The sequence below is a fragment of the Paenibacillus sp. UNC217MF genome, from assembly GCF_000686865.1.
GTDB classification, from domain to species: domain Bacteria; phylum Bacillota; class Bacilli; order Paenibacillales; family Paenibacillaceae; genus Paenibacillus_B; species Paenibacillus_B suaedae.
The window spans coordinates 118,836-142,294 of sequence record NZ_KK366028.1 but is presented as its reverse complement, the minus strand read 5'-3'; the positions used below and the strand labels follow the sequence as shown (position 1 = coordinate 142,294).

The 23,459-nt window shown below is 44.8% G+C and carries 20 protein-coding genes and 1 pseudogene; 7 read left to right on the top strand and 14 right to left on the bottom strand.

Annotation, left to right across the window (positions count from 1 at the left end; all coding sequences use genetic code 11):
• Nucleotides 1-48: 48 nt before the first annotated feature.
• From BP95_RS0122265 to BP95_RS31135, 3 genes are all read right to left on the bottom strand, one after another.
• Nucleotides 49-1,692: a glycoside hydrolase family 13 protein gene (locus tag BP95_RS0122265; RefSeq protein ID WP_021257449.1), complete on the bottom strand. Its 1,644-nt coding sequence runs from the start codon at nucleotides 1,690-1,692 to the stop codon at nucleotides 49-51.
• 121 nt (nucleotides 1,693-1,813) lie between these two features.
• A complete protein-coding gene (locus BP95_RS0122260) occupies nucleotides 1,814-2,824 on the bottom strand; it encodes a LacI family DNA-binding transcriptional regulator (RefSeq protein WP_028533277.1) in 1,011 nt (336 codons plus the stop codon).
• Between the two features lie 167 nt (nucleotides 2,825-2,991).
• Nucleotides 2,992-3,945, bottom strand: a complete 954-nt coding sequence (locus BP95_RS31135; protein WP_081819955.1) for a LysR family transcriptional regulator — start codon at nucleotides 3,943-3,945, stop codon at nucleotides 2,992-2,994.
• 125 nt (nucleotides 3,946-4,070) lie between these two features.
• On the opposite strand from BP95_RS31135, the gene BP95_RS31130 reads away from it, so the two are divergent.
• Nucleotides 4,071-5,276, top strand: coding sequence for an MFS transporter (locus tag BP95_RS31130; protein WP_051614170.1), 1,206 nt, complete (start codon nucleotides 4,071-4,073; stop codon nucleotides 5,274-5,276).
• 35 nt (nucleotides 5,277-5,311) lie between these two features.
• Here BP95_RS31130 and BP95_RS0122245 read toward each other — a convergent pair whose 3' ends face one another.
• From BP95_RS0122245 to BP95_RS0122230, 4 genes are all read right to left on the bottom strand, one after another.
• A complete protein-coding gene (locus BP95_RS0122245) occupies nucleotides 5,312-5,899 on the bottom strand; it encodes a chloramphenicol phosphotransferase CPT family protein (protein WP_028533276.1) in 588 nt (195 codons plus the stop codon).
• Nucleotides 5,900-6,289: 390 nt separating this feature from the next.
• A complete protein-coding gene (locus BP95_RS0122240; protein WP_021257454.1) occupies nucleotides 6,290-8,389 on the bottom strand; it encodes a TerD family protein in 2,100 nt (699 codons plus the stop codon).
• Between the two features lie 369 nt (nucleotides 8,390-8,758).
• Nucleotides 8,759-9,511 carry a suppressor of fused domain protein gene (locus tag BP95_RS0122235; protein WP_021257455.1) on the bottom strand — a complete coding sequence of 251 codons (753 nt, stop codon included), beginning with the start codon at nucleotides 9,509-9,511 and terminating at the stop codon, nucleotides 8,759-8,761.
• Between the two features lie 144 nt (nucleotides 9,512-9,655).
• Entirely contained in the window at nucleotides 9,656-10,543 is an 888-nt protein-coding gene (locus BP95_RS0122230; RefSeq protein WP_021257456.1) for a LysR family transcriptional regulator, read from the bottom strand.
• Between the two features lie 126 nt (nucleotides 10,544-10,669).
• Here BP95_RS0122230 and BP95_RS0122225 point away from each other — a divergent pair, with 126 nt between their 5' ends.
• The 3 genes from BP95_RS0122225 (at nucleotide 10,670) to BP95_RS0122215 (ending at nucleotide 14,097) form a co-directional block, all read left to right on the top strand.
• Nucleotides 10,670-11,860 carry a coenzyme F420-0:L-glutamate ligase gene (locus BP95_RS0122225; RefSeq protein WP_021257457.1) on the top strand — a complete coding sequence of 397 codons (1,191 nt, stop codon included), beginning with the start codon at nucleotides 10,670-10,672 and terminating at the stop codon, nucleotides 11,858-11,860.
• Nucleotides 11,861-12,086: 226 nt separating this feature from the next.
• Complete coding sequence (locus tag BP95_RS0122220) at nucleotides 12,087-12,842, top strand: spr1630 family ClpXP-sensitive toxin (protein ID WP_021257458.1); 756 nt, start codon at nucleotides 12,087-12,089, stop codon at nucleotides 12,840-12,842.
• 40 nt (nucleotides 12,843-12,882) lie between these two features.
• Nucleotides 12,883-14,097: a spr1629 family repressor/antitoxin gene (locus BP95_RS0122215; protein WP_021257459.1), complete on the top strand. Its 1,215-nt coding sequence runs from the start codon at nucleotides 12,883-12,885 to the stop codon at nucleotides 14,095-14,097.
• A gap of 141 nt (nucleotides 14,098-14,238) precedes the next feature.
• Here the strand turns inward: BP95_RS0122215 and BP95_RS0122210 are convergent, their stop codons facing one another.
• Nucleotides 14,239-15,498 carry an MFS transporter gene (locus BP95_RS0122210; RefSeq protein ID WP_155987341.1) on the bottom strand — a complete coding sequence of 420 codons (1,260 nt, stop codon included), beginning with the start codon at nucleotides 15,496-15,498 and terminating at the stop codon, nucleotides 14,239-14,241.
• 121 nt (nucleotides 15,499-15,619) lie between these two features.
• Here BP95_RS0122210 and BP95_RS0122205 point away from each other — a divergent pair, with 121 nt between their 5' ends.
• The gene (locus BP95_RS0122205) at nucleotides 15,620-16,198 is read left to right on the top strand and encodes a TetR/AcrR family transcriptional regulator (RefSeq protein ID WP_021257461.1); all 579 of its coding nucleotides are present in this window, start codon (nucleotides 15,620-15,622) and stop codon (nucleotides 16,196-16,198) included.
• Between the two features lie 267 nt (nucleotides 16,199-16,465).
• The gene (locus BP95_RS0122200) at nucleotides 16,466-17,188 is read left to right on the top strand and encodes a DUF4386 domain-containing protein (RefSeq protein WP_021257462.1); all 723 of its coding nucleotides are present in this window, start codon (nucleotides 16,466-16,468) and stop codon (nucleotides 17,186-17,188) included.
• A gap of 7 nt (nucleotides 17,189-17,195) precedes the next feature.
• Here the strand turns inward: BP95_RS0122200 and BP95_RS0122195 are convergent, their stop codons facing one another.
• The 4 genes from BP95_RS0122195 to BP95_RS0122180 all read right to left on the bottom strand — a co-directional run bounded on the left by BP95_RS0122195 (nucleotide 17,196) and on the right by BP95_RS0122180 (nucleotide 20,068).
• Entirely contained in the window at nucleotides 17,196-17,780 is a 585-nt protein-coding gene (locus tag BP95_RS0122195; RefSeq protein WP_028533274.1) for a Crp/Fnr family transcriptional regulator, read from the bottom strand.
• 101 nt (nucleotides 17,781-17,881) lie between these two features.
• Nucleotides 17,882-18,658 carry a CPBP family intramembrane glutamic endopeptidase gene (locus BP95_RS0122190; protein WP_021257464.1) on the bottom strand — a complete coding sequence of 259 codons (777 nt, stop codon included), beginning with the start codon at nucleotides 18,656-18,658 and terminating at the stop codon, nucleotides 17,882-17,884.
• 129 nt (nucleotides 18,659-18,787) lie between these two features.
• Nucleotides 18,788-19,597, bottom strand: a complete 810-nt coding sequence (locus tag BP95_RS0122185; protein ID WP_021257465.1) for a MerR family transcriptional regulator — start codon at nucleotides 19,595-19,597, stop codon at nucleotides 18,788-18,790.
• Nucleotides 19,598-19,633: 36 nt separating this feature from the next.
• Entirely contained in the window at nucleotides 19,634-20,068 is a 435-nt protein-coding gene (locus tag BP95_RS0122180) for an Lrp/AsnC family transcriptional regulator (RefSeq protein ID WP_021257466.1), read from the bottom strand.
• Nucleotides 20,069-20,228: 160 nt separating this feature from the next.
• Between BP95_RS0122180 and BP95_RS31125 the strand changes: the two genes are divergently transcribed.
• Complete coding sequence (locus tag BP95_RS31125; RefSeq protein WP_021257467.1) at nucleotides 20,229-20,732, top strand: VOC family protein; 504 nt, start codon at nucleotides 20,229-20,231, stop codon at nucleotides 20,730-20,732.
• Nucleotides 20,733-20,775: 43 nt separating this feature from the next.
• On the opposite strand, the pseudogene BP95_RS32730 reads toward BP95_RS31125, so the two are convergent.
• Together BP95_RS32730 and BP95_RS32100 are read right to left on the bottom strand one after the other, a co-directional pair.
• Nucleotides 20,776-20,892, bottom strand: a pseudogene (locus BP95_RS32730) (BBE domain-containing protein); the annotation flags it as partial.
• A gap of 2 nt (nucleotides 20,893-20,894) precedes the next feature.
• Complete coding sequence (locus BP95_RS32100) at nucleotides 20,895-23,456, bottom strand: discoidin domain-containing protein (protein ID WP_021257468.1); 2,562 nt, start codon at nucleotides 23,454-23,456, stop codon at nucleotides 20,895-20,897.
• Nucleotides 23,457-23,459 lie beyond the last annotated feature (3 nt).

The following is a 23,459-nucleotide window of genomic DNA, read 5'->3' as shown; positions in this document are numbered from 1 at the left end:
AACAGAAGACCCACACAAAGGATGTGTGAGCCTCCATCACATATACGATTATAATTTTACCGCGAACACCTCGTATGGCTTCATCGAGAATGTAGTAACATCGATTTCAGCGCGGTCATAGTTGCTCATAATGATCTCTGATACTTTCTCGTCAACAGCAAAACGCTGCTCTTGTTCAGAAATGTTCGCTGCTACGAGCCATTTCTCGCCTTCATAGATGCGGTAGTATGCAAATACCTCTTCAGGCGTATGCTCAATCAGTTCGAAGTCGCCCCATACGATAATCGGATTCTCTTGGCGCAGCTTGATTAAGCGCTGGTACGTATAGAAGATCGAATTCGGGTTGTCGAGATTACGCTGCACGTTAATTGTCTTGTAGTTGTCGTTCACATGCAGCCAAGGCGTACCCGTTGTAAAGCCTCCGTTCGCGCTGTCATCCCATTGGATTGGCGTACGAGCATTGTCTCTTCCTTTGGCATTGATCGAGGCGATAATGTCCTCTGCCGCGTATCCCTTGGACAAACGGTCATGATACATATTGATGGATTCAATATCCTCTACCTCATCAATGCTCGACACAGGGCGATTCGTCATCCCTATCTCTTCACCTTGATAAATGTACGGCGTCCCCTTCATCATATGCAGAAGTACAGCGAACATTTTTGCGCTTTGTTCATGGTATTCCTTATCATTTCCCCATCTGGACACGATGCGCGGCAAGTCATGATTGTTCCAGAACAAGCTGTTCCAGCCCTGATCCCCCAGCGAAGTCTGCCACTTCGCCAGCACTCGCTTCAATTCCGCAATTTCCAGTGGCTTCAGATCCCACTTATCCTTGCCCTCCTGTTGATCCAATCCGACATGCTCGAATTGGAACACCATCGACATCTCCTTGCGTGCCGGATCGGAGTACAGCTTCGCGATTTCCGGTGTCGCGCCCCAGGTCTCGCCAACCGTCAAGACGTCGTGGGAGCCAAATGTCTTTTCATGCATTTCCTGCAAATACTCATGCAGCTTCGGCCCGTTGCCCGTAATTTCTTGATCCGGAATTTTGCCGATGAGATCGATGACGTCCATGCGGAAGCCGCCGACACCTTTATTCAGCCAGAAGTTCATCATGTCATACACTTCTTGGCGAACCTTCGGATTCTCCCAGTTCAGGTCTGGTTGGCGCTTGCTGAATAGGTGCAAGAAATACTGGCCGCTCGCTTCATCGAACTCCCAAGCCGGGCCGCTAAATATAGAGCCAAGGCCGTTCGGAACGCCTCCGTTCACCGGATCACGCCAAATGTAGTAATCGCGGTACTCATTGTCCTTGCCTTTTTTCGCTTCAATGAACCATTTATGCTCGTCAGAGGTATGGTTTACGACAAGGTCCATAATGATCTTGATGCCCGCCTCATTCGCCTTCGCAATCAACTCATCCATATCTTCCATTGTACCGAACTCATCCATAATATCTTGATAATCGCTAATGTCATAGCCATTGTCATCGTTCGGCGATTTATATACAGGGGACAGCCAGATTGCAGTAATGCCTAGCAGCTTCAAATAATCGATTCGATTGATGATCCCTCTCAAATCACCGATGCCATCTCCATCGCTGTCTTGGAAGCTGCGCGGATAAATTTGATATACGACGGCGGTTTGCCACCATTTCACGTCTTTTGCTTGTTTCATTGTTTCACTCATCGGACACCAATCCTCTCGGGTTGAAATATGAAGCTATCTGAACTAAACGTAAACGTTTACGTAATACGTAAAAATCATCTCTATTTCATTGACGTGCAATTGCACATGGATATACTCGTCATTACTTTGCATTTAATGATTTGACCGACTTGCGTACCACTAATTCATGGGGTATCACTTCGGACTCAATCTTTATCCTATGCTGAATCGCATCAATTAATTTCCGGCAGCCTTCTCTTCCCATCTCATACAAGGGCTGCGCAACTGTCGTTAGTGGAGGAATCGACATACGCGACACCATGGAGTTATCGTAGCCGACCACGGACAACTCCTCTGGCACCCTAATGCCGTGCTCAAAGCATGTCGATATAATGCCGAGTGCAGCCTCATCGCTTGCGCAGAATACTGCGGTAATATCGGCTTCCTCTTCAAGGAACTCCTGCATGGTCTGTTTGCCGGATTCGAAGCTGAAGTCCCCGGGCTTAATCAGGTTCAAATCTACCTTGATCCCCAGATCACGCAATGCATGCGTATATCCATCGATTCTCGGGGCACCAGATATCGGATCTCTTGGATTGGCTCCGGCCATCCCTATCTTCCGGTGACCATGCTGGGTGAGATACTGAACTGCGGTATATGCAGCACGGAAATCATCCACTTTGAGATAAGGTACATCTTCCCTATCCGACTTGGTAGATAGCAAAATAAAGGGAATACCCAGTGATGACATAGCGTCGATTGCAACCTCTTGCAGCTCGATGGACACGATAATGAGTCCATCTACTCTGCGCTCTCCCATCAACTTCAGGCAGTCCTGAATGCGGGAGCCATGGCTGCCGGCATGAGTCAGAATCACGCTGTAACCATGCGCATACGAAGTGTCCTCAATCCCTCTAATAATATCGCCATAAAAGGAAGTCGCCACATCCGGCATAATGACACCTATCGTATTGGTCGACTTCTGCACCAAGCTTCTTGCATTTTCATTTTTTCGATATCCCAATTCCTTGGCAACGGCGATAACCTTCTTCTCCGTCTCTTCGTTATATCCGCCAAGATTATTGATAACTCTCGATACGGTTGCGGTAGAGACACCGGCAACTCGTGCGATGTCCTTGATCGTAGCTGCCATCTAACCACCTCTCGTAGGTAAACATTCTCGCAATAATTCGAAACTGAATAAGATCAGCGAACATCCTTTTTGTTAGTTAAACGTTTACGTAACCAATACTAGTTCCCTCTCGCTATTATGTCAATGCTTTTTTAAAGCGTTTTCAGTCTATACATTCTGTGTTCCTCTCACCCTTTTGCCAAGAAACCGGACATCTCTGTGTAGGCACATTCGTCATCTATCGATCCCGATCCTTGAGCTTGCTCTCCCGTGCGCGCAAACATTGTCTTTGCGACAGTGAAGAAGGCTTGTACGGCTGGCGACGTGCATTGGAGAGGAGGACTGGCTAGGGCCACTTTACGCCAGCTCGATTGCTTCAGATTACCAATACCGATGTTGGGCTGATTTTTGAACGACAGCTCAGGACCGATGGTAACGCCAAGCCCTTCCTGCACCATACTGGAGATGGTATTACAATCCTGCACCTCAAAGCGTATGCGGGGAGTAACTTGAGCTTGCTCGAAAATTTCCTCTACATTTGCGCGATAAAGCCCTTTCGGCATAATAAAATCTTCTTCCTGCAGATCATGCACATCAATTACATCTTCACGTTGAAAGCGATGATCTGCAGGGAAAGCGACAACCATCTTATCCTTAACTAAGGGTACAATATGCAAATTCAGTTCTTTGTTCTGCTGAATGACGAAGCCGATATCAATGACCCCTGTCTCGAACCATTCCAAAATCTCCTCATAGGTTCCTTCATAAAATGTAAAGGCAATGTTGGGATGCTTTTGATTGAACTTCGAAATGATGCTTGGCAAAATATTAGCTGATGCGCTGGGAAAACTGCCGATCCGGATCGTGCCTGCCTCCAGATTGGAAGCCAAGGCGGCTTCTTGCTTGATGATTTCCATTTGGTTCAATATTTCTCGCATCGGTATCAGCATCTTCTGGCCAACCTCTGTCAGCAGAAGACCTCTTCGACGATCACGAATTAATAGTGCAACGCCCCACTCCGATTCCAGACTAGCTACTGCGTGACTTACGGCAGACTGGGTCATATTCAGCTTTCCCGCTGCTTTCGTAAAGCTTCCCTGCTCCACTACATGGGAGAAAACTTCAAACCTGGCTATTGTCATAAGTAAAACCTCATGTCATATATGAATAGGATTCGTTTGATTCATGCTAACACGGGATATATACTGATGCAAGAAATCGATATTCATACTTGGCGCGCGCCCTGACAGTAAAGGAGACCAAGTTGATGAATCGTGTAGGCATCTATTTATTGGCGTTAGGCGCTTTTATTATCGGAACAGTGGATTTTATCACGGTGGGGATTTTGAATATGATAGCTGCGGACATGAATGTGTCCATTGGGATGGCAGGCCAGCTTGTCACTATTTTTTCTATTTCATTTGTTATCGGATCATTGATCCTCGTAGCGTTGACGATCCGATTTGAACGCAAAAAAGTATTGTTATATTCCCTTGCCATCTTTTTGGTTGGCAATCTTACAGCGTTTCTAAGCACCCGATTTGAAATTCTTATGGTTTCACGCGTTCTATTGGCTGCGAGCGGCGGTCTGTTCACCGTGATCGCTACCGTGTTCGCTGCTAAGCTGGCCCCGACTGGCAAGCAAGGTGCTGCAATTGCTACAGTGACTACAGGCTTTAGCGCTGCGCTAGTGTTCGGAATGCCCATTGGCACGCTGCTAACATCATACATGGATTGGCACTTCATTTTCCTTATCATGGGTGCAATCACGGTGCTTCTCATTATCATGCTTGCACGGATGATCCCAACCGTTCCAGGACAAACGCCAATACCGTTAAAAGAACAGCTGCTGATCATCAAGGATAAACGAGTATTCAGCGGTTTATTGACGACATTATTTTGGATCATCGGCTATACGATTACGTTTACTTACATTTCACCGCTTTTACAGGAGATAGGGCATTTTTCCGTTGAAATGATTAGTACGGCACTCCTTATTTTAGGGATATTTGCCTTTATTGGCTCCCGCTTCGGCGGCTATGCATCTGACAAATGGAACACAGCCGTAACGATTCGATCCAGCCTCGTCCTGCACGTACTGGCGCTAATTGCTTTGCCTGTGGCGCTTGGTTCGACTTGGGGGGCTATGGTCACGATCATGGTATGGGGATTCTCTTCTTGGACGACAACCACGGCCAATCAAATCTATCTCATTTCCTTGAAATCATCCGCTTCCGAAATCATATTAAGCTATCAGACAGCCGTATTGAACATTGGCATTTCCTTAGGCGCGGCCGTAGGAGGCGTACTAGTTGAACGAGTGCCGATTTTCCACTTCGGTTGGATTAGCAGTGTAATGGTGCTTATTGCTTTCGTTACAGCGTCCTATTCCTTCCTGTTAAGCGGGCGTATGAAGAATCGAATGGAGAAACTCGACTTATGCTGTGAATGTCCAAACAAAATAAAGTATTAAACTGCCGCTGTTTTGTTAACTGAAGGATACGGCTTTTATGAAACACCAACACTTCTTTTATTTAACTTCTTAAAAGCAGAGTATTCACGATTTGATCTAATAAAATTTAATATCAAATTGGCGCATTCATCTGGACTCAAGGTTTCAGTATTTAGTTCAAGGTCATACTCATTAAGGCAATAAACTTTATCATACTGAGAGATTGCTAAACCAATCTCTCTATCTCCCCTTAGTTTTTCTCTCCTAATAAGCTCCTCTTTCGAGCATGTTACTCCTACAAGCAGTACAGGATGATCCATTAATAAACCTAGAAATGTATTAAATCGATCTTCAGTATCATTTACTGTATCTACAACGATATTCGTCCCCATTACCGACATAAATTTAATTGTTGAATAAAACAAAGTAATCAATGGTTCAATAATGATATGGGTTGGGCCTTGCGCATCTTCTGCATATTTGGTGTTAATGAAATCAATGTAGTCATGAAACAATCCATTAAAAAAATCATCAATTGATAAATGATAAAACGAGATTTCATTTTGGTTTAATAGTTCAGTCGCTATGGAAGTCTTTCCGGAACTTGAGGTTCCATTTAGAAAAACGATTATCCCTTGCTTCAATTTAATCGCCCCTTCAAAAAATAATCATTGCGTTTGCGCATCTTCTCTTCCAGATAACGTCTTTTTTGTAAACATAGTAAAATCCGTCATATCTAAGGTATTCGTGTAGTGATTAAGCAAACCTGCCCGTTAGCTTAGCCATCGGGCGCCAGACTACAATTTTATTTTCTTAGTCTAATACTTTATTTTCCCCTGACAGTGAAATCAAATAAAAACATACAGAAGCCCACATAAGCTGTGTTCAGCATATGGTGGGCTTCATGACCTTTTATAACCTATATATGCATGGACTGCCGAAATCGCCTCACTATTAAAAACAAGGGCGGCAAGCCAAGATTGGATAACCGATGTCCTGACTCGCCGCCATCTATAGAGCCTAAGCATGTGCACTCATATAAGGTATTCCGCCATAATCTGCTCGATATCGTAAGGAGTAACTCCTTCGTCTACCGAGAAGATCGAACTTGCTTGATCTGCCGTTGCAACAACTTCCCCTCTTGCTTGGGCATGGAGCATGAACAGATCGTACAGATCCGGCTTTTGCAGAGTAGTCATCGCCTTGCCGATCAAGACCATCCCTTTTTGATTCCCTTCTACATTGTTGCAGTAGTCTGGATGTCTTGTCAGCGAGAGATCGGTCCAAATTACAGTTCGCTCTACCAAATCCAAAATAACAGGAATTGCAATCCTCGTATCAGCTGTGACATCAATTTTATTTGCGACCGTTGCAGGCTCGAATATCTCGCCGGAACCCGGCTTCTTGCGCATCATCCAACCTGCGAAGCACTCCGGCAATTCGCAATACGGCTGCATCGTAAAGGAATGAAGCGAAGCGACAATATAACGACCGCCATAATCCACAATGGATGGAATGTGCAGATCAATAAATTCACAGGCTCCTTTTGGTGCGGACACGATGTCGCCGCTATGCACAGCCCGGTACTTCGAGGATCGCAAATTCGTGTATGAGATATGCTCAACATACTGCCAATTGTGATCGTACATGACAGCGGACAGATCGATATCCACACGGCCGGTAGGAATGCTGTTCACCGTACCTTCCTTCCACCAAGTGAAGAAGCGAACCGTGTCCCCTTCCTCCATCGGCACGCGGCTTCCCCGAACGATCGTGTGCAGCGCCTTACTCGCCGAACGCTGGGAGAACGGAACATTATACCGCTTCATACGTTCATCGACATACACCTTTCCGAGCGATGGAAGCGCCGAGAACCGCTCCATAAGCGTCTGTTCACACAACTGCACAATATCTTGGCATACCGCTGTATCGAGCGTTGGGAGCGTATTGGGAATTGCTACAGCCTTGGCGACATTCCCTTTCGGGAAGAAGGTACGAAGCTCCTTGGGCTCGTTACGATAGGTAAAATGGGACTTCACTTGCATGAGTACAGGGGTCGACACCTGATTCGCGATTTCGCCGAATGCCAATACCACGTACTCCGCTTGTTCCGCGATGCGCAGCAAGTGATCGAGCCTTCTGGCAAACTCGCCTGGGCGCTTCGTCAACAGATCAATTAGCGTCCACACATTCTGATATTGGAAAGCAAGCTCCACACTGCTGTTATAAGTCGTAAAGGGCTTCTTATTGCGCAATATATCAAAGGCTTCCTTACTTCTCCCAAATTGCTGCTTATATTCCGATGGATGCAAAATCTCGCCTAACCGAATCCAGCGCTGCTTATATCTCAGCATATCCTCGGTAATCGCTCCGCATTGTTCAAGCAGACCAAGCAGCAGTCGTCTCTCCGGTCGCTTGAACTTGCGGAAGCGCGTAGGCTCAGCCAGACTAACGTCGCCAGACGACCAAGCGACAGCGAGACGCAGGACATCGGTAGCCGTCTTGAAGTACGGCCTGATCACATTCAGGTTCGCCTTGTCATGCTTCAATAAGGAACCGGCTACGAAGCCAACGTTCTCCTTGAACGGAATCTCGGCAGGCAGTATGTCCTTCAACTCGTCTGCATCCGCATCTTCGATAGCGGCGTCGATATCGTTCTGATCTGTCTCGGAAATGGATCCCTTAGCCTGAATAAGCTGGCGAATCATCCAATGGAATTCTGCTCTGCTGCCCAGGTCAATAACCTTCAGGTCGATCTGATCCAGCAGTGGCGGTCGATCTGCTGCCTCGTAGCATGGTACATCCAAGGTCAAATAATGATAAATCGCATTCAGGTACAGCTCCACGTCATCTTCCTGCATCACCTGCTCCGGGAAATCCGGATACATCGGTGTGTATGCCACATGGGCACCTACCATTACCTTAAGATCCGCGACCAGCTCCTGATAGAATACAGTGAACTGATCCCTGGACAAGGTACGGACAACATTTATTAATGGCTTGGAGAACGTATACCCAAGCTGCTCTATGTTCTTCAACGCCGTAGCCAAATGGGCTGTAGAGATTCGATGATCTTCTTGCCCTTGGTTCACAATCAATTTATTCGCTCTTCGCAGATAGATGGTATTCATCATCATAAAAAGACTCCAGGAAAGCCATATCCCTAATTTCAATGGAAGATTCAATAGAAGGAAGGAATATGATAGCCTGGATGCCCCCTTTCCTAATTAACATCTTCAGGAGAGCTGCGACCCTAATTCGCCAATGAGTTAGAAGGAAGGATCGCAATAGCCTGAAGGTCAAAAGCTCAAAGCCGAGTGGCCTCAACCTCTGATGCATCCATCTTCACATACTTCACACCGCGCGAACAGGGTGAAAGTATTACGACTGCCGCGATTTGGTCATACAAAATGGAAGGTACTTAACCTAAAAAAGTCGCCAGCTCTCTCAATGATGTGAAAGAGCTGGCGTTTTAGATTCTAGACAAGAACTAGAATTATTTATTATGACTTGCACGTATTGATTCGTTTTGGATTTAACTCGAACAAATCATCTTCCAACTCTGATAATTTGTCTATTAATGCATCCATACCATGCTCTAACTTATAATCCATTTCCTCTTTGTACAGAGGGATCAGGAAATATGTATGAACTTGATTGCCATCCTTGGTCGGAATGACGCTGACTTCCTCTGTTAATTGATAAAATACAACCCCATTCAAGCCTGTCCCATCGGCATAAGGTTCATAGTCTTGAAAATTCGGGATCGTATGTCCATATCCCAGCCACGTGTTATATTCATGTGGAAAACGAGCCATCTGCTTCATAAGCCGGATCGGCCAGTAATTGTTGTCATCCTTAAAGGCATTTTCGGTCAGCTCCCACGAAGCCGGCAGGAACATCATCACTTCCGCCCGATCGTAATTTCCATCCATTTCTGCTCGTATCTCATCTGGAATCGTCATCGGCAAATCACTCATGCCGGTCGTGTACAGTACCCAGAACGGTTCTTCTTCCGTAGGCTCCATTATATTAACATCAATATGTACAATATCGGATATAAGCTCATGAAAGACACCACTGTTCCTCCCCGGAAATACCTCTTCGAAATGGGCAACGATTTCTTCCATGTATTCCATCGGTGCAGGCGGCTCATAACCATCATTGGCGCTTTCGCCATATGTGTAAATTGTAGTGCCGTCATTCGCTTTCTCCCCATTATTCTTGCCGCCGAATACCTTCTTCAGAAACCCCATCTTATCCCCTCGCCTCATTAGTAATTGGTAAATATTAATAACACAAGTCTACCATAGGACAGGCCTCTCCTCCATTCATCTACTCTCTTATTGCAGCTTCATTTTGGAGTTTTGTAACAATTTCGCCGCATATAGAGCATATAATCAAAGTCTCTTACTTTCGATAATCTCAACGAACTTCGTTGACGCTGGAGACAACGATACACTTTTCAAAAAACATATGCCAATGCTTCTCTTCGGGATCTCCTCCACCAATTGAACCTCCTGCAAAATCCCCTTGTCCAAATACTCCTGCGAGAATTCCCTCGTCACACAGGCAACACCTAAATTAATTTTGGCAAACTCTAATAGCAAATGGTGTGAACCCAGCTCAAAGTCCGGCGAAATCTGTATGCCTTTTGACAAGATATAATCCTCAACATACTTTCTGGAATTGGACTTCGACTCAAGGAAAATGAGCGGCAGCTTGGCGATTGTATCTAGACTGATTGGGCCAGTTAACAGATGCTTGAACTTTTCCCCGTATACAAAAATATCTTGGATGTCCGCACACGGTCTTAGCTCCAATGCAGGATCCTCCAGCGGAAAATTGCATATGCCAATATCCACCCCGCCTGACTTGATCAGCGCACATATTTCAAGGGTGGTGCCGTTAATAATCTTGAACTTAATATTGGGATACCGATTATGGAACTCCTCCAGATAGGGAAGCAAGAAGTATCTTGAAATCGTATCACCAACCCCTATTTTTAACTCACCTGTCGTTAAATTTTTTAACTCCAGCATTTTTTCCTCGCCGACATGAATTAGATTCATCGCCGAATTCGCATATTCGAATAGGAGCCGACCTTCGTTCGTCAAAAATACACCCTTCGATGTCCGCGTGAATAGACGAGTATCCAACTCCCGTTCCAGCTGCATGATCGCTTGGCTGACAGCTGGCTGCGTCATATACATATCCTGTGCCGCTTTAGAGAAGCTTTCACGTTTTGCAACCGTACAAAATACCTTATATAAATCTAACTTACTCACTACATAAGCACTCCTTATACCTAATATTCGATATATTAATTTCACTTATACCATTAGACGGGTGTATAGTACAAATAGGAACGCCATGTCATGTATTCACTATAAGCGATCTAAGGAGCGATTATATTGGAAAGAGTCGTTGGAACTGTAGTAAGAGGCCTTCGTTGCCCCATCATCAATCAAGGTGACAGCATCGAGGATATTGTAGTAGATAGTGTGTTGAAGGCATCCGAAGCGGAAGGCTTCCACATTCAAGATAGAGATATCGTTACGGTTACGGAATCCATCGTTGCTCGTGCGCAAGGCAACTATGCGACAATCGATCACATTGCGCAGGATGTACGTGCTAAATTTGGAGATGCAACAGTTGGGGTCATTTTCCCAATCTTGAGCCGCAATCGCTTCGCGATCTGCCTTCGCGGTATTGCGAAGGGAGCTAAAAAAGTTGTTCTTATGCTCAGCTATCCATCGGATGAAGTAGGCAACCACTTGGTGGATCTCGACCTGCTCGATGAAAAAGGGATCAACCCTTGGACAGATGTGCTGACAGAGCAGCAATTCCGTGATCTGTTCGGCTATAACAAGCATACCTTTACCGGTGTCGATTATATCGATTACTATAAATCGTTGATCGAAGAGTACGGCGTGGAATGCGAAGTTATTTTCTCCAACCATCCAAAGACAATCTTGGAGTACACGAAAAACGTGCTGACTTGCGACATTCATACGCGTTTTAGAACGAAGAAGATTTTGAAGGCCAATGGCGGGGAAAACGTATATGGTCTCGACGACATCCTGACTGCCTCGATTGACGGCAGCGGATGCAATGAATCATATGGCCTGTTAGGCTCCAACAAATCTACAGAGAATAGCGTGAAGCTGTTCCCGCGCAATTCTCAGCCTATCGTTGACAATATCCAGCGCGTGCTCAAGGAAAAGACGGGCAAGCAGGTTGAAGTCATGATTTACGGGGATGGAGCGTTCAAGGATCCTGTGGGCAAGATCTGGGAGCTTGCTGACCCAGTTGTATCGCCAGCCTACACAGCAGGACTGGACGGTACTCCGAATGAAGTGAAGCTGAAATACCTTGCCGATAACAACTTCGCTCATCTAAAAGGCGAAGAGCTGAAGCAAGCGATCTCCGAATACATTACCAATAAAGGTGCAGATCTCGTCGGTGCGATGGAAGCGCAAGGCACAACTCCTCGTAGATTGACCGATCTCATCGGCTCTCTGTCCGATTTGACTTCCGGCAGCGGAGATAAGGGCACACCGATTATCTTTATTCAAGGGTATTTCGATAACTATACGAATTAATGTGGAATGAACAGCCTCTCCGCCAAAATGGTGGAGGGGTTTTTGTTTTTCATAGACTAATTCAGGAATACTATTTATAGAAAGTGAGAATAATTGAATCATTAACTATAAAAATGAATAAAGATATGCAACTTAACTTTAAAAATAATAAAAAAAATCATTTCTTTACACTCCTATTTCGTTTAAACTATAACTGTCTTCATAACATTGAATTGGAGTGTTTAAGATGGATCAATACAAATTCAGTCCCGAACATAATCAAATGATTGTTGATGCTATTGTCGTTGGTTACCGTGACTATATTGAACATCGTAAAGAACGCAAATCGAAAATGAGGATCAGCTCGGCCTTTTCTTGGACGAAGGGGAATTTTATTGAAAGTAAACTTGCTGAAGAGTGCCTTGATCACGGCTTTACATACAAGAAGTCGAAGGCAGGTTTAACATGGGACTACCTACAATTTGTCCATGGCGATTCTAAGATTCTCTTCCTTATTAAAAACGCTGCTTATTTCAATGATGATTGCTTTTCGCAAGCAATGCTGCCCAACCAAAGCGGAAAAAGAGGCCCGCGGCGCACCTACCTTCACGAACTCTCTAAAATCAATACAAGCCTAACATTTCCATCCACACAACAAGCCTCAATAGGTGGAAAAATTACAAAAAGGTATGAGCAGATTTCTTGGTTCATTGCGGAAAATGAAGTGAAAGACGAACTAGAAAAATTCACATCATCCTACAATCAATTTCATATACTCACATACAGACTTGATGATGCATTTCAAATATCTGAAATCATGCATTACTTGCCTAATCCGAATGATAACGTTGCTTACCTCGTAGAGGATCTATCCGACCTTATCTCTGGAGCTGAATTGACGGAAGAGGATCGGGACGTAGTAGCACCTGATATGAACGATGAGGTCATGGATCCAGCAGCATTCGATATCGGGATATTTGACGAAGAACAGCAAAAGCTATAAACAAACAGAAATGTGTTAGGAAATTTAAGGAGGGACAGGCATGTTCATTGGCGATAATCTAGCCAATTTACGGATCATGCACGGATATTCGCGCAAACAGCTCTCCGACATGTTAGGTGTTACCGAACAAGCAGTCTGGCAATACGAGAACGCGTATACTACACCGAAGATGCAGATCGTGAATGAATTGAAACGAATCTTTAACGTAAAAAGCAAATACTTTTATTCGAAAGACATGCTTGCAAAATATAAGTCACCTGCGAATGTCGACGTCATGAATATTGCGTACCGTTCCAAGGTGTTGAATGTCATCTCTAAGACACAGGCGGAAGCCATGCATCTCGAGTATTTAGATTCATTTGTAAACTATATAACGGCTAATGTAAGCCATCCGACCCTCAAAATCATCAAACTTCGGGACGAAGTGATGGAGTATGTAAAGCATACAGATGATGATAGAACTGCCCAAATCAACCGTGTTGCTCATTTAGCGAGGAAACGGCTCGATTTGTCGACATCTAACAATGATGATCTCTTGTTCCAAATCGAGAAAAGCGGCGTGTTCGTGTTTGAGAAGGCCATTGGCGAGGAAATTGATGCTTATAGCCTGTGGACCCGAAATGAACGCCCCTATATTATGTTAGGAAATATGAAGCGATCCGCCGCTAGGCGAAACTTTGATCTTGCCCATGAACTCGGGCATTTGCTACTTCATTACCAGCTCGAGTTCGCTAACTTAGACCGAAAAGAGCACAAAAATATTGAAAATGAAGCAAACATGTTTGCCGGAGCTTTGTTATTGCCGGAGGAAGAGTTCTCACTAGACATGAAGGATATCTTCCGTCCTACCAATCCAGATGGCTATGTAGATTTAAAGAAGAAATGGAAAACCTCCCTGCAAGTGTTAGGCTATAGAGCCGCAAACCTTGGAATCATTGAGGCCAAAGAACATCGGAATTTCTACGCGTCATTGCACCGCAAAGGTTATTTGAAAATGGAGCCGCTTGATGATATCATTCCGATCCAGAAACCAATGAAAATCAAAACAATCATTGATTTCGTTTCAAAAAAGGGAATAGTGGATATTGGATACATGATCGAACACGATTGGAAGGTTGAAGTATCCTTCTTTCATCATTTGACAGGAATTGACCCAAGCTTTTTCGAGAAGTATATGGCTAGAAACTTGGACTTTGGTCTGCAAAATGTTACTGAAATTGCAGAGCGTATTTCTGCTAATAAAATAAAAGCATAGATATGAATCAGCATCCCCTTTACGCACTCAACGTGAGATCAGGCCGCCCTGAGCTACGAGTGAACGGAAAGGGGATTTTTTTATGGGACAGAATGTAAAATGTTTACCCTCCCCCCACTGATCGAATGAGTCATCGTCCCCCTACTTCTTCTCTGTAACAAAATAAAGGATGGCAGCAATCGGGAATGCCATTCCGATCCATAACGCGGCACTCCATCCTCCCGTGGCGTATATCCATCCTCCAATTGCGGATCCGATAGCACCGCCAAAGAAGAAAATGGCCATAAAGAGCCCATTCAGACGACCACGAATTTCCGGGTTCAACGAGAAGATTGCGCGTTGTCCGAGTACCAGATTTGCAGATACACCGGCATCCAATAATATGGCTGAAACGACGAGAACAGCTACTCCGATTGGTGAACCCGTATGGATCATAAGCGGCAACAGAACCGAAATGATGACAGTAACAAGTGCAATCCCTGTCGCGGGTTTAGTCCAGCCGCGGTCGGCCAAACGCCCTGCCACAGGCGCAGCTACTGCACCCGCAACTCCGACAAGCGCGAACAATGCGATTTCTTTCTGAGAAAAACCAAAGATCGGGCTGGATAGAAGCAACGGAACTGTTGTCCAAAATAAGCAAAAAGTCGCAAACACACATGCATGATATGCAGCCCGACGGCGTAAGATCGGGGTTGTTCGCAGTAAATGCCACATCGAACCAAGCAGTTCTGTATAGGGAGTGTCTAACGAAGGCTTTCTTGCAGGCAACACCTTCGACAGCACGATCGCCAAAATAAGAATAGCTGCAGCGGACAAAGCGAATACGGCATGCCAGCCAAAGAAGTCAGCTACCAGGCTAGACACAGGGCGCGCGAGCATGATTCCAAGCAACAATCCGCTCATGACATTGCCGACAACACGACCGCGTGAAGATTCGGGTGCAAGGTATGACGCAAAAGGTACGAGCACTTGTGCAGCGACTGATCCTACACCGATTACAAACGAAGCGGCTAAAAACGGCAAAGCTTGCTTTGACAATGCCGTAATGGCAAGGGCAACCGCTGTAAGAAGTAAGGATACGACAATCAGCCTTTTATTTTCAACAATATCTCCCATAGGTACGACAAATAGCAGCCCGACTACGTAACCAATCTGCGTTAACGTCACGATAAATCCGGAACTGTTTGCAGACAACCCGATTGAAGAACTAATTACCCCAACTAAGGGCTGCGCATAATAAAGATTAGCTACAATGATACCGCATGCGGCAGCCAGAAACATGATTAACCATGTCGGGATATGCTTCTCGACTGTTTGTTTTTTTGAAGCAGACAATTTAGATTCCTCCCCTTTTTTTAAATACTGAACGTATAGTTTATAAATTTGATAACCAAATAATATACTGAACGTTTAGTTTTGTAAATAGGTGACCTCAACTTTATTTTTTATTCATAATTGGTATACTGAACGTATAGTTTATTTTTCTCGGACAAGATATGTATGGATGAAAGGTGATGATTAGATGAATGGAAAAAGAGGTAGGCCGCGTAATGTAGAAGCGCAAATGTCTATCCTTTCCGCATCTTACGATTTATTGTTGGAGAATGGCTTTCAAGCCGTAACAGTCGATAAAATTGCCGATCGTGCCCAAGTCAGCAAGGCCACAATTTATAAATGGTGGCCTAACAAGGCTGCCGTGATAATGGATGGCTTCCTGCACGCCGCCACGGCCAGATTGCCTGTGCCTGATACGGGTTCGACATTTCAAGATATTCAAATTCACGCTACAAATTTAACCCGGTTTTTGACAAGTCGGGAGGGTATCATCATTACGGAGTTATTAGGCGAAGGTCAGTTTGATTCAGGGTTGGCGGAGGCCTATCGAGCTCGGTTTTTCCGTCCCCGTCGACTTGAAGCAAGGGGTATTTTGGAGAAAGGGGTTCAACGCGGAGAATTGAAAAAAAATCTCGACATTGGTATATGCATTGATCTCATTTATGGTCCAATTTTCTATCGCTTGCTTGTAACAGGCGAAGCGTTGGACGAGCCCTATGTGCAACAATTGGTGATCAACGCATTTGAAGGAATCCGATCAATCTGAATCGAATTTGCTACAACATCCAATTAGTAGCGATCGAACAACATTCTATGATCGTTTCTTTCATGCTTTCCATGAACAGCCCTAAGCCTGTGGTGGATCAGTGCGGGGCAAGGACATTAAGCGCCTAAGCCGAAGACTTCTTTCCTTGGCTTAGGCGCTTAAACGTTCTCTTAGGTACTTTTCATTTCCTCTTGATTTAAGTCAATGCTCCATCATCACCCTCTGCTTACAATAGGATTCATAAAGAACACCTGGAGGGATTTGATGATGGTTACGACACACATGCAACGAACCGATCAGCGTACAGCTGCCCTGACTGCTGGCATAGCGCTGATCATCATGACGCTAGCTTCCTTTTTCTCATATGGCTATGTCCATGCTGGCCTTGTGGTACAAGGAGATGCCAGCGCCACCTTTCATAACATTCTGTCATCCACCATGCTATTCAAGGCTGAAATCTTTGGTTGGCTGTTGATCCTGATAGCCGATATCGTGGTTGCCTGGGCTTTCTATATGGTTCTAAAGCCTATCCATCAAGGACTTTCCTTGCTCGGCGCATGGTTCCGACTCATCTATACAGGAATACTTGCGATCGCTATTCTAAACTTACTATTCGTGCTGTTGCTCACGGGCAGTCCAGATCATTCTGCAATCTCCGATCAGCTTCAGACGCAAGCGATGTTGTATGTACGAGCTTTTGACGCCATCTGGTCGATTGGGCTAATTATTTTTGGCGGGCATCTGTTGATTGTCGGTTGTGTGGCCCTGAGATCTGCCAACATATCGAAAATCATCAGTATCTTGCTGCTGCTTGCCGGTACAGGCTACATCCTCGTTCACCTATGCAACGTGTTTTTTCCACAATATGAGGCGATCAAAACCATACTTACCTATGTATTTACGGTACCGATGATCGTCGGCGAATTGGGCTTAGGTTTATGGATGCTGTTCAAAGGTGGAAAGGACGGAAAGACCCCTATTGCGGCCTGACTATTGATTATTCCTTGTCTTGATGGACGCGCTTCTTGATTCTGCTTAAAGACTCTGGCGTAATGCCCAGATAACTCGCCAGCTGGTGCTGCGGCACACGATCGATTAGTCCGGGCCGGTTTTGCAGCAATGCCTTGAAGCGCTCTTCCGGCGTCGAGGCGATAAACGCAGCATATTCATCTTGGACTTGGCTAAACTTTTCTTCCACCATCTGACGCGTTAAGGATTCCAATTGACCATATTTTCGAAACATGTCCTTTTCAACAGCCAGCTCGCCAACAACTAACACGGTATCTTCCAGACAGGTAAAGGTATATTCGGACGACTTATCTTGTTTGTGAGCATTGATGCTGGTGATGGCTTGCTCCTCGGTATAGAAGTTGATCGTGACCTCTTTGCCCGATTCATGAATCAGGTATTGCCTTACACATCCCTGTAATACAAAATAGCAATTCGTAGGGACATCTCCTTGTCTAAGGAGCACTGTTCCTTTTTTATATTCCTCTAAATAAATATCTTCAAGAACAGCCCGCTGTTCCTCTTCAGTAAGGGATGTATATTTCGCCATGTACTTCACCAATAATTCCTTCATGCTTCTCCCACCTCGTAGAAAAGGTCATCTCCATTTCACTTTACCATTTCTTACAAAAAGGTTCACCCTTCAAGTCATGACGGAACCTGTATGTCCCTCACTTATTTGTACAAGCACTTTCTATCATTCACTACAACCAAACCTACAGCAACGATCAAATAGAATGGGGCCGTAACGACAATAATACGCAAAGGTTCCCCCAATTGAATCGCCATAAAGTAGTTAAAAAGCTGATGAATGAGAATAGGGATCATGAGATTATGATTCAAATTATAGAATACCGTTATCATGATCGAGACAGAGATAATGGAGACCAAGAAGCAGACAATATACAGCACTAAATCCATTCCTGAAAAGCCTGTCATCAGCCATAGCGGCGCATGCCAGAATCCCCAAGTGACCCCAACGATCAACGCAGATGTTAACGGACTGAACTTTTTTTGCAATTCATCGAGTACAAATGCACTCCACCCCAACTCCTCCCCTAGTGGCCCCAGAATCAGATTATAGCCAAATACGAGAAGCAGTGTCGTCCAGGAATCAGCTAATTGCTCGCGTATGGGCACATTCCAAACTGCAGTTACTACGGAGAGACTCCCTATTAAAACAAATAATTGGAGCAAAACAACGCTCAGTACCGTTGATAGGCGTATCCTTGCACGAAATTGACCTTTTATAAAATCCATCAGGTTTTCTTGAGGCTTGATTTTACGGAACATCGCGATGAACACAAAGGTAGCCGTCCAAGCTGATAGCACTTTTACCACTTCGGCTAATGGTTGAGATTTGATAACCAACATGGATAACCCGATGAGAAGAAGAAACACATAGAATATGCCATAGGTCCATAGAATATATCTTTTTAGTATGCCATTCATATTAATCCCCGCCTGTAACTAGTTTATAAAACAAAAAACCAATAGAACAATTTGCGCGCTCATGCTCCACTGGTTTCCAAATATAAACTATGGTGTTACACCCAGGTCAATAGATCGATCATAAAGTCCCTATTTTCCCTCGACAGGAATATAAATTTCTAAAAATACGCGCTCCATGTTATCCAGATACGTGATCAGACGGGTATTCACAAAAGCGACTCCTTTGGGTGCAAGCCCCTGTTCCCGTCCCCATGCTAACGTATGTTCAAAAACCTGATGCTTAATATCCCCGCTCCCGTTTTGGAACCTGCCATCCTCCACAATCGTGTAGATGCATGTGGGGAACTCCAAATAGCATCCTTCTTCTGTTGGCTTCGCTTCAAGCTTCTCCACAATGTACATCTTCGTATCCAGAAATCCCGTTTCATCAAACGTAAACTGCCTCATAATTTTACTGAGAATATCGTCCTTCATTGAGTCCATATGCTCCAATATAACTGGATACTCCTGAAAGGCTGTGAAATCAGAAATCTCCCCCATTACTTCACAAGCGGGGAATTCCCTAATAGAATATTGGTTGAGATGTTGTTTGATATCCTTACAGAATTGTTGGGTTTCCTTTATTTTTTGAAGCATGTATGCATTCAGCCGTATCGTTTCTTCTAATTCGCTGGCTTTATCCCCTAATATAGCTCCAAGCTCTTCGATTTCGCTGCCTACCTGCAGCCTTTTTACTTCTTTTATCGATAAATTTCTCTTTTTATAAAAGTCAGCCACCATCAAGGTATAGATATCATAATAGTCATATTGCCTATAGTGATTGGATTCATTTTGCCTCGGATTCACAATCCCTTGTTCCTCATAGTATCTCAGGGCATCCCTAGTCACTCCAAGGATATCTGATAACTGGCTTGTTCGGTATGTGTTTCGTTCCTCCATTTCAAGTAGGCCTCCTGATGTCCGTACTTTCCTCTATCAGAGCAATACCCTGTTCTCTAGAATGTTTTTCATACTAATATGAGATTTTGAAACTCCGATTTTTGCAAGAGCATCTTGAAACTGGGCAAGCTCCTCGATGGATGCTGTTTGTACCTTGATCAGATAATTGTATTCACCGCTAATGCGATATAAATCCGTTACTTCCTTGGCATGTTCACAAAAATCAACGACTTCTTGGCACCGTTCCGTTTTTAACAAAATAAACGTGGTCGTCCCTCTGTTCAAATTCCGCAAATTAAATTCAGCCGTATATCCGGAAATGATATTTTTTTCTTCCAGCTTAATCATTCTTTCTTTCACGGATGGCTGCGACATGGCCACTTCTTTACTGATTTGGGAAATCGACATTCGTGCATTCCGCTGAAGTAATTGCATGATCTTTTGATCAATATCATCGAACCCATTTTCCATACGATGCACACCTCAAATACGAGATTTTAATAAAATAAACTCCTCAGCCTGCATAACCTTATATTCACATGCATTCTACTACATGTTCCTCACTTTTCGCATTCATTTTACGAATTCATCCCCCTATAATTAGAACCATCTCTGAAGAGGAGGCTTATAAATGAGTATACAAGGTCTTGCCCATGTGGCAATCCAAGCCAAAGATTATCAAGCAACCATTGCGTTCTATACGGAAGTATTAGGGTTCAAGATCGGCCATCACTGGAGTCTGCCATCCTTTCAAATTAAAGAAGCCTCCATGCTGATTTCACCTGACCAAAGAACTTGTATTGAGGTCTTTGATAACGACGCGGTCATTCCTGCTCAAGGCAAGAAAGCACAGTCTGATGATGAGGTGGCTCATGGGGCATTATTACATCTCGCCTTCTATGTCCAAGATGTTGAGGATATGTACCAGAGAGCACTCGCATATGGAGCCAAGCCATTTATAGAACCGGCGAGTCTTTCCCTTGGCGAACCGCCACTTGTAGTCAGAAACGCTCTCATTCACAGTCCCAATGGGGAGGTTATCGAATTTATTGAAGATGTAGATTTTGATATGTCCACAAAAAAAACACCTCCAAGGTTATCTCCCCTATCTTACGATATAGGGGCATTCCCTTGAGGGTGCTTTCTTCTGTTTTCTAGTATAGGGAAAATTCCCCTCCCTAACGGTGAGGCGGCTTCCCCACCGGAATACTTTGGGCAAAGCGAAACACTATATCGGGATCATACTTGCGTTTTACCTGCTTCAGTCTAGGAAAGTTCACACCATATGGCCAGTGGATCAGTTGCCGTAGACTTCGAGCTCATAAAGCGAATACCAGTAGCCGGTACCCTGGTTCGTTGCATACATGCGGACATACCTCGCATTTACTGGTTCAAAATAGATATCGTCAATGCCGCCATCGCCCGTTGATGTCGTATACATATCCGCCCAATTGAGGGCATCGTTCGACACCTGAATCCTGTAGCCCTTCGCATAGGCAAACTCCCAGTTCAATTTGACCTGATTGACGCGATATTGTTGTCCAAGGTCTACGTAGATCCATTGCGGGTTGGAATATAGACTGGACCATCTCGTCGTCGGATTGCCATCTACCGCTTTATCAGCCGTGTATGCGGCTGTCTCGTTGGAGGAAGCTGTTGCCGATTTATTTAGCGCTAGATTTGGCTTGCTGCCATAAACCTGGAATTCATACAAGGAGTATCCGTAGAAGGTGTAAGCCCTTTGCGTCCCGTACATTCTTACATACCTTGCATTCACCGGTGTAAAGAATATATCGTTGATGCCCCCATTACCCGTTGTCGTGGTATATACATCCGTCCAGTTGGCCGCATCATTGGACACTTGGATTTTGTAGCCTTTTCCATAAGCAAGCTCCCAATTCAATATGACTCGATTAATGTTATACGACTGACCGAGGTCAATCGCTACCCATTCTGAATCTGTAAACTGACTAGACCATCTTGTCGCCGTATTTCCATCCACCGCATTGCTCGGCGTAAGGGTTGCGTCTTGGTTGGAAGACGACGAAGCTGTCTTATTTAACGCTAGATTCGCTGTGGTGGCGGACCCAACGCTATCCCCATATACCTGAAACTCGTAAAGGGAGTACCCGTAGATGGTCCCTCGTTCCGTCGCGTACATTCTTACATACCTTGCCGTTGTTGGCACAAAGCCAATATCGTCGACTCCGCCAACGCCAGTTGTGGTCGCATAGACATCCGTCCAATTGGTTGCATCGTTCGATACTTGTATTTTGTAACTCTTGCCATATGCGGTCTCCCAGTTCAGCCTAACTCGGTTAACGTTATAGGCTTGCCCGAGATCGACGTAAATCCACTCCGTAGTTGTATATTGCTGGCTTGACCATCTGGTGCCGAACTTATTGTCGACCGCCTTATCGGCGGATACAGAAGAACTTTGGCTGGAAGAGGCTACAGCCGTCTTGCCGCTTGCCAGGTTTCCTGGAATCGTGTACGTTCCTTTGGTGAATTTGTAGATGTCTTCGTACATTTGTCTACCGTCATAAATGCCGCTTACGCCGTTGTTGTTCTTGTTCTTATAGAGGTTATATATTCCGAAGATATCTTGGTACCAGCCTTTGATCGCTCCTGTCATGTACCCGTATTCTGCGCCAGCCTTTAAGTAATTATCGAACCGGTTCTTAAAATCGGGGTCAGACATCGCTCTCTCGTCAAATTCCATTTCGATGCCTTGATTGTAGGTTTGAGCTTGGGTAGTAACAGCGGTCATTCTCGAATAGTCTGAACTCGGGACGAAGTAGTGGTTGGGCTGCTGGATACTGAAATCAAAGGTATAGTTATGCGCGTTTTTGCTTTGCCCGGCACCAAAGTATGGAATCCAGCAATATTTCAAGCCAAGCGAGTGCAGATAGTTTCCAGTGTTATTGATCGCATTAACCTCACCCTGATTGCCGGTGTCGATATCTTCGTGGAACCAATAGAAACCCTTTAATTCAAGGTTGCTGTAATTGGCTTGGCTCCATTTGCTTCGTACAGTGTCGATATACCATTTGGTCACCTTGGTCAAGTTGCTGGGATTGGTTTTTAAATTTTCACTGATGCCGTCGTTATCGACATCCCCGAAATTGGTTATTCTACTGTTGGGATAAGGTATCATAATATATACCTTGGATTTGTAGTTTGGTTGGTTTAGCGTGGCTGCAACCTGCTGGGTAGCTTGATTCAGGGCGTCCAGCTGTTGATTGGCAGTGAAAATACGGTTGATGTACCACTCCCAATCCGTCTTGTAGGTAAACTTGGCAGGATCCGCCGAATCGCCGAAATCCCGATAATCAGGCGTATTGATTCCTAGGAAGAGGAACGAGTCAAAAAAGGTGTCGTCCATCACATTATTGCTGTTGTAGTGCGCCACATAAGGCAACAATGTATTTTTGTCATACGTGCCGATTTCTTTTCCCTCGTATGTCGTTCGTCCGCCGTAATACCCGGTGTACAGCAAGGCCATATTTTTCACGTTTCCAGATGCCGCGGTGTTGGGTGGAAAATATCCCGTCGCAGTGGCAAGGTCAAGAGGCTGCTCTATGGCAGGCTGTGGCTGTTGCTCGAGATCAGATTGGGGCTGTTGATTGAAATCAGGCTGTGGCTGTGGATCGGGATCAGGCTGAGGGATTCCCCCTTGCTCCGGCTGAGTAGGAGTTTCAGGCAAAGGCTGTTGATCTCCCTGCCCCTGCGTAACCTCCGGCGGTATATCCCCCTCTGCATTCAGTAGCGATGGATGGACAGAAAAAACAATCGAGAAGATTAGCACAAGTGACAACAACAACGAACTTTGTCTTGGATACCTTTGACTCTGCTTCATTTT

What these genes read in the sequence shown, in the direction of transcription:
- BP95_RS0122265 (WP_021257449.1), bottom strand. Translation starts at nt 1,692, where the DNA reads ATGAGTGAAACAATGAAACAAGCAAAAGACGTGAAATGGTGGCAAACC.
- BP95_RS0122260 (WP_028533277.1), bottom strand. Translation starts at nt 2,824, where the DNA reads ATGGCAGCTACGATCAAGGACATCGCACGAGTTGCCGGTGTCTCTACC.
- BP95_RS31135 (WP_081819955.1), bottom strand. Translation starts at nt 3,945, where the DNA reads ATGACAATAGCCAGGTTTGAAGTTTTCTCCCATGTAGTGGAGCAGGGA.
- BP95_RS31130 (WP_051614170.1), top strand. Translation starts at nt 4,071, where the DNA reads ATGAATCGTGTAGGCATCTATTTATTGGCGTTAGGCGCTTTTATTATC.
- BP95_RS0122240 (WP_021257454.1), bottom strand. Translation starts at nt 8,389, where the DNA reads ATGATGAATACCATCTATCTGCGAAGAGCGAATAAATTGATTGTGAAC.
- BP95_RS0122235 (WP_021257455.1), bottom strand. Translation starts at nt 9,511, where the DNA reads ATGGGGTTTCTGAAGAAGGTATTCGGCGGCAAGAATAATGGGGAGAAA.
- BP95_RS0122220 (WP_021257458.1), top strand. Translation starts at nt 12,087, where the DNA reads ATGGATCAATACAAATTCAGTCCCGAACATAATCAAATGATTGTTGAT.
- BP95_RS0122215 (WP_021257459.1), top strand. Translation starts at nt 12,883, where the DNA reads ATGTTCATTGGCGATAATCTAGCCAATTTACGGATCATGCACGGATAT.
- BP95_RS0122205 (WP_021257461.1), top strand. Translation starts at nt 15,620, where the DNA reads ATGAATGGAAAAAGAGGTAGGCCGCGTAATGTAGAAGCGCAAATGTCT.
- BP95_RS0122200 (WP_021257462.1), top strand. Translation starts at nt 16,466, where the DNA reads ATGGTTACGACACACATGCAACGAACCGATCAGCGTACAGCTGCCCTG.
- BP95_RS0122195 (WP_028533274.1), bottom strand. Translation starts at nt 17,780, where the DNA reads ATGAAGGAATTATTGGTGAAGTACATGGCGAAATATACATCCCTTACT.
- BP95_RS0122190 (WP_021257464.1), bottom strand. Translation starts at nt 18,658, where the DNA reads ATGAATGGCATACTAAAAAGATATATTCTATGGACCTATGGCATATTC.
- BP95_RS0122185 (WP_021257465.1), bottom strand. Translation starts at nt 19,597, where the DNA reads ATGGAGGAACGAAACACATACCGAACAAGCCAGTTATCAGATATCCTT.
- BP95_RS0122180 (WP_021257466.1), bottom strand. Translation starts at nt 20,068, where the DNA reads ATGGAAAATGGGTTCGATGATATTGATCAAAAGATCATGCAATTACTT.
- BP95_RS31125 (WP_021257467.1), top strand. Translation starts at nt 20,229, where the DNA reads ATGAGTATACAAGGTCTTGCCCATGTGGCAATCCAAGCCAAAGATTAT.
- BP95_RS32100 (WP_021257468.1), bottom strand. Translation starts at nt 23,456, where the DNA reads ATGAAGCAGAGTCAAAGGTATCCAAGACAAAGTTCGTTGTTGTTGTCA.